Origin of the sequence: Enterobacter sp. MGH120, assembly GCF_001037725.1 — a bacterium.
Lineage (GTDB): Bacteria > Pseudomonadota > Gammaproteobacteria > Enterobacterales > Enterobacteriaceae > Enterobacter > Enterobacter hormaechei_C.
In genome coordinates this window covers 1,123,403-1,140,804 of sequence record NZ_KQ089940.1, presented here as the reverse complement: position 1 = coordinate 1,140,804, position 17,402 = coordinate 1,123,403, and the positions used below count along the sequence as shown (strand labels likewise).

The 17,402-nt window shown below is 54.9% G+C and carries 15 protein-coding genes; 9 read left to right on the top strand and 6 right to left on the bottom strand.

What is annotated here, in order from left to right; genetic code table 11:
- The first annotated feature begins 105 nt into the window (after positions 1-105).
- Positions 106-2,235 carry a TonB-dependent siderophore receptor gene (locus SK54_RS05420; RefSeq protein ID WP_032103348.1) on the top strand — a complete coding sequence of 710 codons (2,130 nt, stop codon included), beginning with the start codon at positions 106-108 and terminating at the stop codon, positions 2,233-2,235.
- Between the two features lie 85 nt (positions 2,236-2,320).
- Here SK54_RS05420 and parE read toward each other — a convergent pair whose 3' ends face one another.
- Genes parE through nudF form a run of 5 tightly spaced genes read right to left on the bottom strand, consistent with a single transcriptional unit; the run spans position 2,321 to position 6,729 of the window.
- Positions 2,321-4,213, bottom strand: a complete 1,893-nt coding sequence (parE, locus tag SK54_RS05415; protein ID WP_017384044.1) for a DNA topoisomerase IV subunit B — start codon at positions 4,211-4,213, stop codon at positions 2,321-2,323.
- Between the two features lie 28 nt (positions 4,214-4,241).
- The gene (gene yqiA / locus SK54_RS05410; RefSeq protein ID WP_015571888.1) at positions 4,242-4,823 is read right to left on the bottom strand and encodes an esterase YqiA; all 582 of its coding nucleotides are present in this window, start codon (positions 4,821-4,823) and stop codon (positions 4,242-4,244) included.
- Positions 4,823-5,650, bottom strand: a complete 828-nt coding sequence (gene cpdA, locus SK54_RS05405) for a 3',5'-cyclic-AMP phosphodiesterase (RefSeq protein WP_023314864.1) — start codon at positions 5,648-5,650, stop codon at positions 4,823-4,825. The genes yqiA and cpdA overlap by 1 nt, the downstream gene beginning before the upstream one ends.
- Before the next feature lie 27 nt (positions 5,651-5,677).
- Positions 5,678-6,100 (bottom strand): DUF1249 family protein, encoded by a 423-nt coding sequence (locus tag SK54_RS05400; RefSeq protein ID WP_003862516.1) that lies wholly within the window; start codon positions 6,098-6,100, stop codon positions 5,678-5,680.
- Positions 6,097-6,729 (bottom strand): ADP-ribose diphosphatase, encoded by a 633-nt coding sequence (nudF, locus tag SK54_RS05395; protein ID WP_017384042.1) that lies wholly within the window; start codon positions 6,727-6,729, stop codon positions 6,097-6,099. Before nudF ends, SK54_RS05400 begins: the two co-directional genes overlap by 4 nt.
- A 203-nt stretch (positions 6,730-6,932) precedes the next feature.
- Between nudF and tolC the strand changes: the two genes are divergently transcribed.
- The 3 genes from tolC to SK54_RS05380 all read left to right on the top strand — a co-directional run bounded on the left by tolC (position 6,933) and on the right by SK54_RS05380 (position 10,434).
- Complete coding sequence (gene tolC, locus SK54_RS05390) at positions 6,933-8,411, top strand: outer membrane channel protein TolC (RefSeq protein WP_023295455.1); 1,479 nt, start codon at positions 6,933-6,935, stop codon at positions 8,409-8,411.
- A gap of 194 nt (positions 8,412-8,605) precedes the next feature.
- Complete coding sequence (locus SK54_RS05385) at positions 8,606-9,271, top strand: DUF1190 family protein (protein WP_003862522.1); 666 nt, start codon at positions 8,606-8,608, stop codon at positions 9,269-9,271.
- A 2-nt stretch (positions 9,272-9,273) separates the two neighbouring features.
- Positions 9,274-10,434 (top strand): glutathionylspermidine synthase family protein, encoded by a 1,161-nt coding sequence (locus SK54_RS05380; RefSeq protein ID WP_017384039.1) that lies wholly within the window; start codon positions 9,274-9,276, stop codon positions 10,432-10,434.
- An 82-nt stretch (positions 10,435-10,516) separates the two neighbouring features.
- Here SK54_RS05380 and ygiD read toward each other — a convergent pair whose 3' ends face one another.
- A complete protein-coding gene (ygiD, locus tag SK54_RS05375; RefSeq protein ID WP_032649568.1) occupies positions 10,517-11,305 on the bottom strand; it encodes a 4,5-DOPA-extradiol-dioxygenase in 789 nt (262 codons plus the stop codon).
- A 130-nt stretch (positions 11,306-11,435) separates the two neighbouring features.
- Between ygiD and zupT the strand changes: the two genes are divergently transcribed.
- The 5 genes from zupT (at position 11,436) to SK54_RS05350 (ending at position 17,373) form a co-directional block, all read left to right on the top strand.
- The gene (zupT, locus tag SK54_RS05370; RefSeq protein WP_015571892.1) at positions 11,436-12,209 is read left to right on the top strand and encodes a zinc transporter ZupT; all 774 of its coding nucleotides are present in this window, start codon (positions 11,436-11,438) and stop codon (positions 12,207-12,209) included.
- Between the two features lie 266 nt (positions 12,210-12,475).
- The gene (locus tag SK54_RS05365; protein WP_015571893.1) at positions 12,476-13,036 is read left to right on the top strand and encodes a fimbrial protein; all 561 of its coding nucleotides are present in this window, start codon (positions 12,476-12,478) and stop codon (positions 13,034-13,036) included.
- A 76-nt stretch (positions 13,037-13,112) separates the two neighbouring features.
- A complete protein-coding gene (locus SK54_RS05360; protein ID WP_048246870.1) occupies positions 13,113-15,557 on the top strand; it encodes a fimbria/pilus outer membrane usher protein in 2,445 nt (814 codons plus the stop codon).
- A 9-nt stretch (positions 15,558-15,566) separates the two neighbouring features.
- The gene (locus tag SK54_RS05355) at positions 15,567-16,328 is read left to right on the top strand and encodes a fimbrial biogenesis chaperone (protein ID WP_048246868.1); all 762 of its coding nucleotides are present in this window, start codon (positions 15,567-15,569) and stop codon (positions 16,326-16,328) included.
- Positions 16,312-17,373: a fimbrial protein gene (locus tag SK54_RS05350; protein ID WP_048246866.1), complete on the top strand. Its 1,062-nt coding sequence runs from the start codon at positions 16,312-16,314 to the stop codon at positions 17,371-17,373. Before SK54_RS05355 ends, SK54_RS05350 begins: the two co-directional genes overlap by 17 nt.
- Positions 17,374-17,402: the final 29 nt, after the last annotated feature.

The following is a 17,402-nucleotide window of genomic DNA, read 5'->3' as shown; positions in this document are numbered from 1 at the left end:
TACAAGTCCGATGCCGTAGAGGCTAACGGACAGACCGTAAGGGCAATGACTCACACATTCTTCCGCGAGCATTTCATCGCAGGATATTTTGGGAAAACAGATGTAATGGCTAAGTTCACACCTTCATTCGCCGGGGTAAAAGGGCGCGCGCTCTTTTCACTCCTGTTCATGGCGCCTCTGGTGCACGCAGCAGCAAAAGACGGTGAGACGCTTACCGTCACTGCCGATCCTTACGCTTCCACCGACGCCACCAGCGGCTATCAGCCCCTGAACACCTCCACCGCCACGCTGACCAACATGCCGATGCTGGACATCCCGCAGGTGGTCAATACCGTCAGCGATAAAGTGCTGGAAGACCAAAACGCGACCACGCTAGACGAGGCGCTGTATAACGTCAGCAACGTGGTGCAGACCAACACCCTGGGCGGCACGCAGGATGCCTTCGTGCGCCGTGGCTTCGGCGCAAACCGCGATGGCTCGATCATGACCAACGGCCTGCGCACCGTGCTGCCGCGCAGCTTCAATGCCGCAACCGAGCGCGTGGAGGTGCTAAAAGGCCCGGCCTCGACCCTTTACGGTATTCTCGACCCCGGCGGCCTGATTAACGTGGTGACCAAACGCCCGGAGAAAACCTTCGGCGGCTCGATTTCTGCCACATCAACCAGCTTTGGCGGCGGTAGCGGACAGTTTGACGTCACCGGTCCAATTGAAGGTACGCGTCTGGCCTATCGCCTGACGGGGGAGTATCAGGACGAGGATTACTGGCGTAATTTCGGCACCGAACGCAGCACCTTTATCGCCCCGTCTTTGACCTGGTTCGGCGATGATGCCACCGTGACCGTGCTCTATTCGCATCGCGACTATAAAACGCCGTTCGATCGCGGAACGATCTTCGATCTCAACACCAAAAAGGCCGTCGACGTCGATCGCAAAACCCGCTTTGATGAGCCATTTAACGTGACCGACGGTCAGTCCGACCTCGCTCAGCTTAACGCGGAGTATCGGCTCAACAGCCAGTGGACCGCGAAGTTCGACTACAGCTACAGCCAGGATAAGTACAGCGATAACCAGGCTCGCGTGATGGCCTACGATTCAAAAACCGGCAACCTGACCCGCCGCGTGGATGCGACCCAGGGTTCGACCCAGCGTATGCACACAACGCGGGCAGATTTGCAGGGGAACGTGGACATCGCGGGCTTTTACAATGAGATCCTGACCGGCGTGTCGTATGAGAATTACGATCTGCTGCGCACGGACATGATCCGTTGTAAGAACGTTAAGGATTTCAATATTTACAACCCGAGCTACGGCAGCCTCGGCAAGTGCACCACCGTCTCGGCAGCCGACAGCGATCAAACCATCAAGCAGGAGAGCTACTCCGCCTACGCGCAGGACGCGCTGTACCTGACCGATAAATGGATCGCCGTTGCCGGACTGCGCTACCAGTATTACACCCAGTACGCGGGCAAAGGCCGTCCGTTTAACGTCAACACCGACAGCCGCGACGACCAGTGGACGCCGAAGCTGGGCCTGGTATACAAGCTCACGCCGGCAGTCTCCCTGTTTGCCAACTATTCCCAGACGTTTATGCCGCAGTCGTCCATTGCGAGCTACATCGGCGACCTGCCGCCGGAAACGTCGAACGCGTATGAAATAGGCGCTAAATTCGACCTGTTCGACGGCATTACCGCCAACATCGCGCTGTTTGATATCCACAAGCGCAACGTGCTGTACACCGAGAGCGTCGGTGATGAAACCGTCGCCAAAACCGCGGGCCGCGTGCGCTCGCAGGGTGTCGAAGTGGATCTCGCCGGATCGCTGACCGAGAACACCAACATTATCGCCAGCTACGGCTATACCGATGCGAAGGTGCTGGAAGACCCGGACTACGCGGGCAAACCGCTGTCGAACGTACCGCGCCATACCGGCTCCCTGTTCCTGACGTACGATATTCACAATGCGTTTGCCGGGAATACGCTGACAATTGGCGGCGGCGGGCACGGCGTAAGCCGCCGCTCAGCGACTAACGGTGCGGATTATTATCTGCCGGGCTATTTCGTGGCGGATGCATTTGCGGCGTACAAAATGAAGCTGCAATATCCGGTGACGCTACAGGTGAACGTGAAGAATCTGTTCGATAAGACCTACTACACGTCGTCGATTGCGACCAACAACCTGGGCAACCAGATTGGCGACCCGCGTGAAGTGCAGTTTACGGTGAAGATGGAGTTTTGACGTAAAAAAGCCCGGTGGCGCTAACGCTTACCGGGCCTACGATCCTAACCCTCTCCCTGTGGGAGAGGGTTAGGGTGAGGGGACATCAGGCCTCTATATCCGCCATATCGCCTTTCTCCTGTAGCCAGTTACGTCGGTCTTCAGAACGTTTCTTGGCCAGCAGCATGTCCATCACGGCGTTGGTTTGCTGTTCGTCTTCATCGCTGATGGTCAGCTGCACCAGACGGCGGGTGTTCGGATCCAGCGTGGTTTCACGCAGCTGCATCGGGTTCATCTCGCCCAGCCCTTTAAAGCGCTGAACGTTCGGTTTGCCCTTCTTGCGTTTGAGCTGCTCCAGCACGCCCGCTTTCTCTTCTTCCGTCAGCGCATAGTAGACTTCTTTGCCAAGGTCGATACGGTACAGCGGCGGCAGCGCCACGTGGACGTGACCGTTTTTCACCAGCGTGCGGAAGTGCTTCACGAACAGCGCACAGAGCAGCGTGGCGATGTGCAGACCATCGGAGTCCGCATCCGCGAGGATACAGATCTTGCCGTAGCGCAGCTGGCTCAGATCGTCGCTGTCCGGATCGATGCCGATCGCCACGGAGATGTCGTGTACTTCCTGCGAGGCCAGCACTTCATCAGACGAGACCTCCCAGGTGTTGAGGATCTTACCCTTGAGCGGCATGATCGCCTGATATTCACGATCGCGCGCCTGCTTGGCCGATCCGCCTGCCGAGTCCCCTTCCACCAGGAACAGCTCGGTGCGGTTGAGATCCTGGGCGGTACAGTCCGCCAGCTTGCCCGGCAGCGCGGGGCCACTGGTCAGCTTTTTACGCACCACTTTCTTCGCCGCGCGCAGGCGACGCTGGGCGCTGGAGATGGCCATTTCAGCCAGCATTTCTGCGGCCTGAACGTTCTGGTTCAGCCACAGGGTAAACGCATCTTTCACCACGCCGGAGACGAACGCCGCACACTGGCGTGACGACAGGCGCTCTTTAGTCTGACCGGCAAACTGCGGATCCTGCATCTTCACGGAGAGCACGTAGGCGCAGCGGTCCCAGATATCTTCTGCGGAAAGCTTCACGCCGCGCGGCAGAATGTTGCGGTATTCGCAGAACTCGCGCATCGCATCCAGCAGCCCCTGACGCAGGCCGTTGACGTGCGTCCCGCCGAGCAGCGTTGGGATCAGGTTGACGTAGCTTTCCGTCAGCAGCTCACCGCCTTCCGGCAGCCACAGCAGCGCCCAGTCCACCGCTTCGGTGTCACCTTCGAAATTCCCGACGAACGGTTTTTCCGGCAGGGTCGGCAGGCCGTTAACCGCTTCGCACAGGTAGTCGTTCAGACCCTTTTCGTAGCGCCAGCTCTGTTCGGTGTTGTTTACGTGATCTTTAAAGGTGATTTCCACGCCCGGGCACAGCACCGCTTTGGCTTTCAGCAGGTGCGTCAGGCGAGAAACGGAAAAGCGTGGGCTGTCGAAGAAGCTTTCGTCAGGCCAGAAATGGACGCTGGTGCCGGTGTTGCGTTTACCGCACGTCCCGACGACCTGCAAATCCTGCACTTTTTCGCCGTTTTCAAACGCGATGTTATACACCTGGCCATCGCGACGAACGTTCACTTCCACGCGCTTTGACAGGGCGTTAACCACGGAGATCCCCACGCCGTGCAAGCCGCCGGAGAACTGGTAGTTTTTGTTGGAGAACTTACCGCCCGCGTGCAGACGACAGAGGATCAGCTCAACGGCGGGAACACCCTCTTCCGGATGGATATCTACCGGCATGCCGCGGCCGTCGTCGATAACTTCCAGCGACTGATCGGCGTGCAGGATAACGTCCACGCGTCTGGCATGGCCTGCCAGCGCTTCGTCCACACTGTTATCAATTACTTCCTGGCCCAGGTGGTTTGGGCGCGTCGTATCGGTGTACATCCCCGGGCGGCGGCGAACCGGCTCAAGCCCGGTGAGTACCTCAATGGCATCAGCGTTGTAGGTTTGCGTCATGATTTAAGCTAGCAATTCGCATTGATTGTCAGTGGCTGTGCAGTCCAAGAAAATCGACAATCTGGGTGAAATGATCTTCAAAGCCCGTGAAAGCATGGTTACCGCCCTCTTCTACAGTCTGGCGGCAGGATGCGTAATACGCCACTGCCTGGCGGTAATCCAGCACTTCATCTCCCGTCTGTTGCAGCAGCCAGATAAGATCGGGCGCTTCAAGCGGGTCGACCTGCATAACTTTGAGATCGTAAATATGGCGTGACTCTAGCACATATTGTTGGCCGGTGTAGGGGTTCTCGTTTTCGCCAAGAAAGTCCCTTAACAGCTCAAATGGCCGGACCGCCGGGTTGACGACGACAGCGGGTAACATAAAGCACTGCGACAGCCAGGTGGCGTAGTAGCCGCCGAGCGACGACCCGACAACGCCAAACGATTCGCCGCCGTGTTCAAGCACGATCGATTCCAGCATCTCTGCCGCATCCGCCGGATAAGGGGGCAACTGCGGAATAATCATCTCCACGTGAGGATGATTCGCGCTCAGCCACTGGCGAAGCTGCGTCGCTTTCGCCGATCGCGGTGAGCTGTTAAACCCATGCAGATAGAGAAGCGTCGACATCAATAGCCTTCCGAAGCGGTATCCGGGCGGAATTGAGCCCCAGCCAGACGGCAAACTTCGGTGGTCAGCGAGCCATCGGCATGCAGCTCCAGCCAACGCCAGCCCGGTGCGATGGTATCCAGCGTAAAGTTGGCGCAGTGCGGCTTAAACTGCACGCAGGTAGAGGGCGTCGCGAGCAGGCGGCGACCATTCCAGTCGAGATCCTGTTCCTGGTGAATGTGCCCGCACAGCAAATTTTTCACGCGCGGAAATTTCGCCAGTACGCCGTCCAGCGCCGCAGAGTTGCGTAAGCTGTGCTGATCGAGCCAGCTACAGCCCGCCGGCAGCGGGTGATGATGCAGCAACAGCAGCGTATTGCGATTCGGTTCGGCGGCCAGTTTTGTCTCCAGCCAGTCAAGCTGATAGTCGCTCAACTCACCGTGCGGAACGCCAAACACCTGACTGTCGAGGAGCAGAATTTGCCACTGGTCCCCCGCAAAGACACATTTTGCCGGTGAAATCCCCGCATCCTGAAGCGAACTGTACATAGCGGGTTGAAAATCGTGATTGCCCGGTAGCCAGACGCAAGGCACGCTAAAGCTCGCAATCCCTTCAGCAAAATGCTGATAGGCTGCGGAGGATTGATCCTGCGCCAGATCGCCCGTCGCGACGATCAGATCGCATGGCCGCTTTTCAGCATGGATCGCGTCAAGAACCGCCTGATAACTCTCCCAGGTGTTCACGCCCAGAAGCGTCTCATGCTTTTCGGCAAAAAGGTGGGTGTCGGTGATTTGTAATATCCTGACTGGCGCCCCACCAGCAACAGTCAGGTTCAACAGGCTTTCCAAATGGTGTCCTTAGGTAGGTTTATGACGCTAACAAACCGGAATCGCCATTGCTCCATGTGCTAAACAATATCTTAGCCAGTCGGCTAAAAACTGGTTAATTTGATGCTTTTCGTCGCGTTGATGCAACTTTTTATTCGGGTAATCATACCGCGCTTTAAAGCGAAAGATCTGCTGGCTTGAACACACTTCAGCGACCATCGCGTCATGATAAAGACGTACCGTCATCGACGGCAGGCTCCAGTAGCTGATGCTCGGCGCCGTTTGCTCAATCTCCACCAGCGTAGTGTAGCGCGTTGATTCTGTTATCGTTAACCGATACTGCGCGTTGCTCACCTGATAGCTCACCGTTTCGCCGGGCGCGTCGTTTCGCGGCAGCAGGCGGCGCAGCTGGGCGAAATTGGTTTCGCACAGGCGCATCATTTCTGGGAAGTCAGGTGTATAACGCTTCATTTTTTCCACTCGTGTCGTAATGTCTGATAATGCAGCTGTAGCCATTGCAGGGCGATGACAGACGCTGCGTTGTCGATTTTCCCCTCTTCTACCCACTGGTAAGCCTGCTCCCGACTCACCACATGAACCCGAATATCTTCGTTTTCATCTGCCAGACCGTGGATCCCTTCCGCTGTCTTGGCGTCCACTTCGCCCACCATAATAGATGAACGTTCCGTTGTCCCACCCGGGCTTGCCAGGTAGCTCAACACCGGTTTCGTCCGGCCGATCGCCAGGCCCGCTTCTTCCAGCGCCTCACGGCGAGCGACGTCTTCGACCGACTCACCTTCTTCGATCATCCCGGCCACCATCTCCAGCAACCACGGCGTATCGCTGGTATCATAAGCCGCAATACGCACCTGTTCGACCAGCACCACTTCATCACGCACTGGGTCATAGGGTAGCAACACAGCCGCATGCCCGCGCTCAAAAATTTCGCGTTTGATTTCACCGCTCATCTCACCGTTAAACAGACGATGCCTGAAACGGTAAAGTTCCATTGAAAAAAAACCGCTATAAAGCGTTTCTCGTGCAATAATTTCTACATCGTTTTTGGCGAAGGTGACAGGCACGTTTTCTGGTTTTTGCATCGGTCGAGTCCTGGTAGCAATGGTGATGAAATTGTGAATTTCAAGGCTGTTTGGCTGCCGTTTGTATGGCTATATGGTAGATTGGAGCAAATTACCGCCAGATGGCACGTTACGCCAACCTTTTGGTGTGGATGATTCTGTTAGAATCGGCAATTATTTTTAATTAGATCAGCGCTAATACTGCTTCACAACAAGGAATGCAAATGAAGAAATTGCTCCCCATCCTTATCGGCCTGAGCCTGACGGGCTTCAGTGCAATGAGCCAGGCAGAAAACCTGTTACAGGTCTACCAGCAGGCACGTCTGGGCAACCCTGATTTACGTAAATCAGCGGCCGATCGTGATGCTGCGTTTGAAAAGATTAACGAAGCACGTAGTCCACTGCTGCCGCAGTTAGGCTTAGGTGCAGATTATACCTACACTAACGGTTTTCGCGATAACAATGGCATCGATTCGAATGCCACCAGCGCCTCTTTACAGCTTACACAAACCCTGTTCGACATGTCCAAATGGCGGGAACTGAGCTTGCAGGAAAAGAGCGCCGGCATTCAGGATGTCACCTATCAGACCGATCAGCAGACGCTGATCCTGAATACCGCGACCGCCTATTTCCAGGTTCTGAGCGCGATTGACGCCCTCTCCTACACCGAAGCGCAGAAACAGGCGGTTTACCGTCAGTTAGATCAAACCACCCAGCGTTTTAACGTGGGCCTGGTCGCCATTACTGACGTGCAGAACGCCCGTTCACAGTACGATACCGTACTGGCTAACGAAGTGACCGCACGTAACAACCTCGACAACGCCCTGGAAGCACTGCGTCAGGTCACCGGTAACTACTATCCTGAGCTGGCCTCTCTGAACGTGGACAGTTTCAAAACGGACAAACCGCAGGCGGTTAACGCCCTGCTGAAAGAAGCGGAAAACCGCAACCTGACCTTGTTGCAGGCACGCCTGAGCCAGGATCTGGCGCGCGAACAGATCCGTCTTGCACAGGATGGTCACCTGCCAACTCTGAGCCTGAGCGCCTCTACCGGCGTATCGGACACCAGCTACAGCGGGTCTAAAACGACCTCTCAGGCCTATGACGACAGCAACGTTGGCCAGAACAAAGTGGGTCTGAGCTTCTCTCTGCCGCTGTACCAGGGCGGGATGGTTAACTCTCAGGTTAAACAGGCGCAGTACAACTTTGTGGGTGCCAGCGAGCAGCTGGAAAGCGCACACCGCAACGTGGTGCAGACCGTGCGTTCTTCCTACAACAACGTAAATGCCTCTATCAGCAGCATCAACGCCTATAAACAGGCCGTCGTCTCTGCCCAGAGCTCACTGGATGCGAACGAAGCGGGTTACTCCGTAGGTACGCGTACCATCGTGGACGTGTTAGACGCAACGACCACGCTGTATAACGCGAAACAGCAGCTCTCCAGCGCACGTTATCAGTATCTGATTAACCAGCTGAACATCAAGCAGGCGCTGGGTACGCTGAACGAGCAGGATCTGCAAATGCTGAACAGCACGCTGGGCAAACCGGTCCCTACGTCGCCTGACAGCGTCGCGCCGGAAAATCCACAGCAGGATGCCGCCGTTGATAATTTAACCCCTAACAGCAGCGCCCCGCTTGCGCAGCCAGCGGCAGCGCGTAGCACCGCACCTGCCAGCAGCGGTACGAATCCGTTCCGTCATTAAGCCTTGCCCGATGGCGCTGAGCTTATCGGGCCTACTTAACCGTAGGCCGGGTAAGCACAGCGCCACCCGGCGCAAAATCACACCTGAACGTAAGCCAACGTAAAGATCCCCCGCATTTCGCCCCTCTTCGCTTCATTTTCAACCACTCATCCTCTATCCTGAGCGTTATTACCACTGGGTCCTGGAAGACAAATATGAAACGGACAAAAACGATGAATCACGCGTCGTTCCGCAAAAGCTGGAACGCACGCCACCTGACACCTGTCGCGCTGGCGGTCACCGCCGTCTTTATGCTGGCAGGCTGTGAGCAAAACGACGAAACGGTTTCGCTGTATCAAAACGCCGACGACTGCGCGAGCGCAACCGGTAAAGCCGCTGAGTGTACGACGGCCTATAACAACGCCCTCAAAGAAGCGGAACGTACCGCGCCGAAATATGCCTCTCGCGAAGACTGTGTAGCCGAATTCGGTGAAGGCCAGTGCCAGCAGGCACCTGCTCAGGCGGGTATGGCACCGGAAAACCAGGCGCAGGCACAGTCCAGCGGCAGCTTCTGGATGCCGCTGATGGCGGGTTATATGATGGGCCGTTTGATGAGCGGCGGTGCGGGCTACCAGCAGCAGCCGCTGTTTAGCTCCAAAAACCCGAACAGCCCGGCCTACGGTAAATACACCGATGCCACCGGCAAGGGTTACGGTGCTGCAACGCCAGGCCGTACGATGACCGTACCGAAAACCGCAATGGCGCCGAAACCAGCCACCACCAGCACCATTACCCGTGGCGGCTTTGGTGAGTCTGTTGCCAAACAAACCACCATGCAGCGTAGTGCGACCGGCTCCTCAACTCGCTCAATGGGCGGCTGATCATGGAACGAGTCAGTATTGTTGAGCGCCCGGACTGGCGCGAAAAAGCCACCGAATACGGTTTCAACTTTCACACCATGTACGGCGAGCCGTACTGGTGTGAAGATGCTTACTATAAGCTCACGCTCGCTCAGGTCGAAAAGCTTGAAGAGGTAACCGCAGAGCTGCACCAGATGTGCCTGAAGGTAGTAGAAAAAGTCATCGACAGCGATGAGCTGATGACCAAATTCCGCATTCCGAAGCACACCTGGAGTTTTGTTCGTCAGTCCTGGAAAACGAACCAGCCTTCGCTCTACTCTCGCCTCGATCTGGCATGGGATGGCGTGGGTGAACCGAAGCTTTTAGAAAACAACGCGGATACACCAACCTCTCTGTACGAAGCCGCGTTCTTCCAGTGGATCTGGCTGGAAGATCAGGCGAATGCCGGAAACTTGCCCGAAGGCAGCGACCAGTTCAACAGCCTTCAGGAAAAGCTGATTGAGCGTTTCGTCGAACTGCGTGAACAGCACGGTTTCAACCTGTTGCACCTCGCCTGCTGCCGCGATACCGAAGAAGATCGCGGTACGGTTCAGTATTTGCAGGACTGCGCAGCCGAAGCGGAAGTGGCGACGGAATTCCTCTATATCGAAGATATCGGTTTAGGTGAAAAAGGTCAGTTTACGGACATGCAGGATCAGGTCATCAGCAACCTGTTCAAGCTCTATCCGTGGGAATACATGCTGCGGGAAATGTTCTCTACCAAACTGGAAGACGCCGGCGTGCGCTGGCTGGAACCGGCCTGGAAGAGCATTATCTCCAATAAAGCCCTGCTGCCGATGCTGTGGGAGATGTTCCCGAATCACCCGAACCTGCTGCCTGCTTACTTTGCTGAAGATGATTTCCCACCGATGGAGAAATACGTCGTTAAGCCAATCTTCTCCCGTGAAGGGGCAAACGTCTCGATTATCGAAAACGGTAAAACGCTGGAAGCGGTTGAAGGGCCGTACGGTGAAGAAGGGATGATCGTCCAGGCGTTTTATCAACTGCCGAAGTTTGGCGACAGCTATACGTTGATCGGCAGCTGGCTTATTAACGATCAGCCTGCCGGGATTGGCATTCGCGAAGATCGCGCGCTGATTACGCAGGATCTGTCGCGTTTCTACCCGCATATTTTCGTCGAGTAAGACTTGCCCGGTGGCGCTACGCTTACCGGGCCTACGCTCAATATGTAGGTCGGGTAAGGCGAAGCCGCCACCCGACATGTTTTTACCCCACCTGCACCGACAGCATACTCAAGCTCCCCATCTCAATACCGTCGACCGGGATTGTAATAACCTCCTGACCATCCCATGCGCCTAATACATACAGCAATGGCAAGAAGTGTTCCGGCGTCGGGTTAGAGAGCGAACCGCCGTCGTGATCCAGATAGTTCACCAAAGGGTGTCGTTCGGCCGGCCCTTGCCAGGTCAGGTTGTCTTTTACATAGTCATTAAAGGCTGTTGCCCAAGGGTACGGCGTATTTTCACCGTGCCAGCGTACCGTACGCAGATTGTGTACCACGTTGCCACTGGCAATCAGCATGATGCCCTCATCACGAAGCGAAGCCAGCTTACGCCCCATCTCCATGTGCCATGCAGCCGGTTTGGTGCTGTCGATACTCAGTTGCACCATCGGAATATCGGCATCCGGATACATTTTGATCAACACCCCCCATGAGCCGTGGTCAAAGCCCCAGGCTTCTTTGTCCAGCGCAACCGGAACAGGGGCAAGCAGATCAACCAGCCGCTGCGCCAGCTCGGGGGAGCCCGGAGCAGGATAATGCGTGTCATACAGCGCCTGCGGAAAGCCGCCAAAATCATGAATCGTTTTTGGCGTTTCCATGGCCGTCACGCCGGTACCCCGGGTAAACCAGTGCGCAGAGACCACCACAATTGCCTTCGGACGCGGTAACGTCTCACCCAGTTGACGCCAGGCGCGGGTATAGACGTTATCTTCCAGGACGTTCATTGGGCTGCCATGGCCTAAAAACAGTGCTGGCATACGAGAAGAAGACATGGTGATATCCTTAGAGGAGGTGGCAATGTGATGGGCCTACATTACGCGCATTCAGGTGAAGATGAACGCAGATAACCGTGAAGATCATCATCAGGAAATTTGAATGTCAGATATCGCTTAAGGAGAATGCATGTCAGTACCGTTGATTTTGACCTTACTCGCGGGCGCCGCAACCTTTATCGGTGCGTTCCTCGGGGTACTCGGGCAAAAACCCTCTAATCGCCTTCTGGCCTTCTCGCTGGGTTTCGCCGCCGGGATCATGCTGCTTATCTCGCTGATGGAGATGCTGCCCGCCGCGCTTCACACCGAAGGTATGTCGCCTGTTCTGGGCTATGGCATGTTTATCATTGGACTGCTGGGTTATTTTGCGCTTGACCGTATTCTTCCTCACGCGCACCCGCAGGATTTAATGCAAAAAAGCGTTACCCCCATCCCGGGCAATATCAAACGCACGGCCATTCTGCTGACGCTGGGTATCAGCCTGCATAACTTTCCGGAAGGTATCGCCACCTATGTCACGGCCAGCAGCAACCTGGAAATGGGTTTTGGTGTGGCGCTGGCCGTGGCTTTGCACAATATTCCTGAAGGACTTGCCGTTGCCGGGCCCGTTTATGCCGCCACGGGTTCAAAACGTACGGCGGTCTTTTGGGCGGGTATCTCCGGGATGGCTGAAATTCTCGGCGGCGTGCTGGCGTGGCTGATCCTCGGTAGCCTCGTCTCCCCGATTGTGATGGCTGCGATTATGGCTGCCGTGGCCGGGATTATGGTCGCGCTCTCTGTCGATGAGCTGATGCCGCTGGCGAAAGAGATCGATCCCAACAATAACCCCAGCTACGGCGTACTGTGTGGAATGTCAGTGATGGGGATGAGTCTGGTACTGCTGCAAACGGCCGGTATTGGCTAAGAATTTATGCCTCCGTTTTATACGGAGGCTATATATTATTCAAAAAAACAATCCTATATATTTCACCTATAATAACCTGAAAAATATAGACCTGTTAAAATCCCGAAAAACCACGCCTCTTAAGATAGCCTGCAAATATTAATTAAAACCATCTAAAAATATATTTAAGTCATGTTAATCGCGTCTCCCCACCCCAATTCGTATACTTCGCGAGTATTCTGAAATTAATATTCACATTATGAATCACTCTGAAAAAGGATATTTTCATGTATATGGGTAAAAAACTACTGTTAGCGACGGCTATGGCAGTCATTGTATCGGGTGCTGCTTTTGCAGATGATCAAGGCTCAGGAAAAATCACATTCAAAGGTATTGTTATTGACGCACCGTGCAGTATCGCACCAGACAGCGTTGATAAAGAAGTCGATCTGGGTGAAGTGACCACGGCTGTTATCAACGCCAACAAAAAATCTACCCCGGTACCGGTCGATATCAATCTGGAAAACTGCCAGCTTGACGATCCGGCAGACGAGACCGACACGCCAATTACCAAAGTGGATGTGACCTTTACCAGCGCAGCGACAGACGCGGCGGATACCAGCCTGATGAGCAACACCTATGCAAGCGGTGCGCAGAACGTGGGGGTGCGTCTGCTGGATAACGCGGAGTCTGCTATCACGCTGGGAGAGGCCAACGAGGTTGAGTTGCTGGCGGGTTCAACCACCCAGACGCTGCATTTCAAAGCGGTTATGGAAGTCCCTACAGGTAAAACTGCGACGGCAGGCCAGGTTGAAGCCACGGCTAACTACGTCCTGATGTACAAATAATTCTGTTACGTCACGGCACCAGCCGACTGGTAATTCATACCGGTCGGCACTCTCTATTTACTCGAGTAACAGGATGATGACATACAAATTACAATGGATAATCATCATTGCGTCCCTGTTAATGACGAAAGTTGCCTCTGCCACCGAGTTTAATATAAACGCCATCGATAAAGATCAGCGCGGCAGCGTCGATTTATCACTGTTTAAAGATCAAATATCGGTTACGCCGGGAAGCTATTTCGTTACGGTTGCCGTCAATGATATTCCGCTGGCAAATGGCTGGCAGCTTCGCTGGCGAGAAATAAATAACGCCGTTCAGGTCTGTATTCCCCCCGAGCTGGTCGATACCTTTGCGTTGCAGGATGACGTTCGCCACGCTTTGCCTGAGAAAGAGGGATGCGTTGATTTCTCCGCCAGACCCGACATCCGATTTACTTTTGAGCAAGGCAGCCAGACCCTGAAAGTGACCATCCCCCAGGCGTGGCTGCAATACCATGCGGTTGACTGGATGCCGCCATCCACCTGGGACATCGGCGTGCCGGGCGTACTGCTGGATTACAATCTTTTTGCCAGCCATTATCAGCCCAATAGCGGCAGCAACAATGACAACGCCAATACCTATGGCACCGCCGGTGCGAACATGGGCGCGTGGCGGCTACGCAGCGATTACCAGTACACGCAAAGCCATACTGACGCAGGCTCGGAGCATAATGGACGTTTTTCACGCGTGTATATGTTCCGCCCTCTGCCCTCGATCGGTGCGAAACTGACGTTGGGTGAAACGGATTTCCAGTCCGCAATTTTTGACGCCTTTACCTACACCGGCGCATCGCTAATCAGCGATGAACGTATGCTGCCATGGTCGCTGCGCGGCTATGCCCCGCAGATTACCGGGATAGCGCAAACCAACGCCACGGTAACCGTAAGCCTTGCCGATCGCGTGATTTACCAGAGTAAAGTGCCGCCAGGCCCTTTTGTTATTCAGGATCTTAACCAGTCGGTTCAGGGCACGCTGGACGTCAAAGTCACGGAAGAGGATGGACGCGTCAGCACCTTCCAGGTCTCGGCCGAATCCGTACCATTTTTAACGCGCAAGGGTCAGGTGCGCTACAAGCTCGCGGCGGGTAAAGCGCGCCAGGGCGCCTCCCATGACGTTGAAGATAACGCCTTCATGAGCGGCGAATTTTCCTGGGGCATGCTGTCGCACACCTCCCTGTATGGCGGTACGCTGGCCGATGGCGACCGCTATCTTTCCCTCGCTGCCGGGATCGGCCAGAATATGGCCTGGCTGGGGGCGCTCTCTTTTGACGTCACGCAGGCCACCAGCCAGCTGCCACACCAGCGCAGCCAGACGGGTTACAGCTATCGCATTAACTACAGCAAGCGTTTCGATACCACCGGCAGTCAGCTTACGCTCGCCAGCTACCGCTACTCAGATCCACAGTTTTTGAGCTACGCCCGCTACCTTGATTATGACGACGGTGACCGCCAGTCGGAAAAACAAACCCTGAGCGTGACGGCAAGCCAGTACATTTCGGCGTTATCCCTGAACCTGTACGTCAATATGCTGCGTCAGACATGGTGGAATGATTCACCCTCCACGACCGGCAGTATCACGGCGGGCTACAACTTTGATATGGGCCGCTGGAAGAACCTTGGCGTAACCCTGTCCTGGAGTAAAACGCATTATGATGAGAAAGACGAAAGTGACGATACTCAGTTCTATCTCTCGCTCAGCGTACCGCTCGATCCCGATCATCGCCTTAACTATGACCTGCGTAACCGCGACACGCTGAGCCATAACGTGTCGTGGTACGACACGTCGGATCGCAATAACACCTGGGGCGTTTCCGCGGGCGCGGAGAGCGGGAAGCCAGACTCCGGGGCGCAGTTCAGCGGGAATTATCAGCATTATTCTGCGTACGGCGATCTTAATCTCTCCGGCAGCTATAAAGCTGACGAATATAACTCCCTTAGCGCGAGCTGGAGCGGTTCCTTCACCTCAACAGCGAAAGGCGCCGCGCTGCACCGGCGCAGCTACGGTAATGAACCCCGCGTAATGGTCAGCACCGACGGGGTAGGCAATATCCCGCTGAACATGTCGCGAGATGAGACCAACCGTTTTGGCATCGGCGTTTTGCCGTCATTCTCCAGCTATTCCCCCTCCAGCGTGCAGATCAATATGAACAACCTTCCGGATGGCGTGGACGTGGACAACCGCGTCGTGACCTCAACCTGGACTGAGGGGGCCATTGGTTTTCGCCAGATTGCCACGCGTGCAGGTCAGGACGTGGCAGGCGTTCTGCGGATGTCATCAGGAACGCCACCGCTCGGGGCGATTGTTCGCCTGGAAGAAAGCGATTTGCAGGTTGGGATGGTGGCCGATGAAGGCCACGTCTGGCTGGGCGCCGTTGAGCCAGAACAGCAGTTTCGCGTGACATGGGGCGACAACCAACAGTGTCGCTTCTCGTTACCTTCTCACTTAGAAAACAGTATGCAGTTGATACTGCCGTGTCAGTAAGAAATCATCATGAAATTAACGCCGATTAAAAGCCTGTGCCTGATGCTAATCAGCACAGCATTTACCACCCATGCGGCCATTAATCTGGACCGCACGCGCATTGTTTTTCCAGAAAGCGACAAGGCCAGCAGCCTGAAAGTGGACAACCAGAGCAAGGCGCTGCCTTATCTGGCGCTCTCCTGGATTGAAGATGAAAAGGGGCAAAAAGAAGATACGCACTTTATGGCGCTTCCCCCTATTCAACGTATCGAAGCAGGCGCCTCGTCGCAGGTAAGAATTGTTAAACAAGCCGCTACCCGCCAGCTGCCAAAAGACAGGGAATCGCTGTTTTATTTCAACCTGCGTGAAGTACCGCCAAAAAGCACCAGCGCCAGCGAGGAGCGCAGCGTGATGCAGGTTGCCATGCAGAGCCGAATCAAGCTGTTCTGGCGTCCGGAAGCGATTCGCAAAAAATCTGGCGAACTGACTGAAATGCGCATGGAAATTACCGCCAGCGCGAAAGGACTCACGATCCACAACCCTACGCCGTACTACATCACGCTGGCGTGGCTGAGCAAAAATGCCAAAACCATGCTGCCGGGTTTCGACAGTCTGATGATTGCGCCTTTCGCCACGGCAACCGCCGCTACCGGCGATTACCACGGTAGTTATTACAGCATCGGCTATATCGACGATTACGGCGCCCTAAAAAAAGTCGACGTGCAGTGCACCGGAACGGCGCTATGTAAACTTACCGAACGGAAAATCGATAAAGATGCAAAAGCTCGCTAGTTTCCTGTTTATACTGCTGCTTTCAGCGCTGCCTTTGAAAGATGCGCTGGCGCTTAACTGCTATCTGGGTGGATCTGGCGGCCCCATCGAGGAGACAAAAACGATCACCCCTTTTGCGATACCCAGCAACGCTCAGGTTGGTCAAAAAATATGGGAGTCTGATGACATTAAAATTCCGGTGACGTGTGATAACAACGTCACGAGCAATTTTGAGCTGGAAGATGTCTTTGCATGGGTGAACCCTTATCCTGCCGCAACCGATCCCTATTATGAACTGGGCGTCACCTATGAAGGCATAGATTACGATGCCACGGGCCAGCCCAACGGCGTGGATACCCGCCAGTGCCTGGACAACGATAACATCACCATTTACACCGCGGATCAAATCCGCCAGATGGGTTGGGAGAATCGCATCTGCTCCGGCAATCCGGATGATATCCATATTTCACGCACGTTCGTCGCCCGATTACGACTTTTCGTGCGAATTAAGGCTATGCCGCCACATGGTTATATCAGTTCGCTCAGCGATTACATCGTTGTGCAGTTTGACGGTAAGGGTGGCGTTAATCAGATGGCCGACGCGAAGAACCTCAAGTATCACATCAACGGACTGCAAAACATTACGGTGCTTGATTGTGGAGCGACGTTTAGCATTTTCCCTGAAAATCAGGAGATCGACTTCGGCGCCTTCAGCGCGCGCGACATTGTGAATCAGCAGACGCGTATGCGCACGTTTTCAATACGAACCACCAAAGTGCAGGATGCCCAGTGCTCGGACGGATTTAAGATGGACTCGTCGTTTTACACAACCGAAACGCTTAGCGCAGACGACACCGCGGTACTGATAGGGAATGGGTTAAAGCTGCGTATTCTTAACGGAACGGAGCCTTACACCTTCAACCAGTACAAGGAGTACGCCGATTTTACGGGCGATACGATGAATGTTGAGCAAAACTACACGGCTGAACTTTCACGGGAAGAAGGGAAAGCGATTCAGTCCGGGCCGTTTGAAACCGTGGTACTGTTCAAAATTAACTACCACTAGAAACAAAAAAGCCGGGTTTCCCCGGCTTT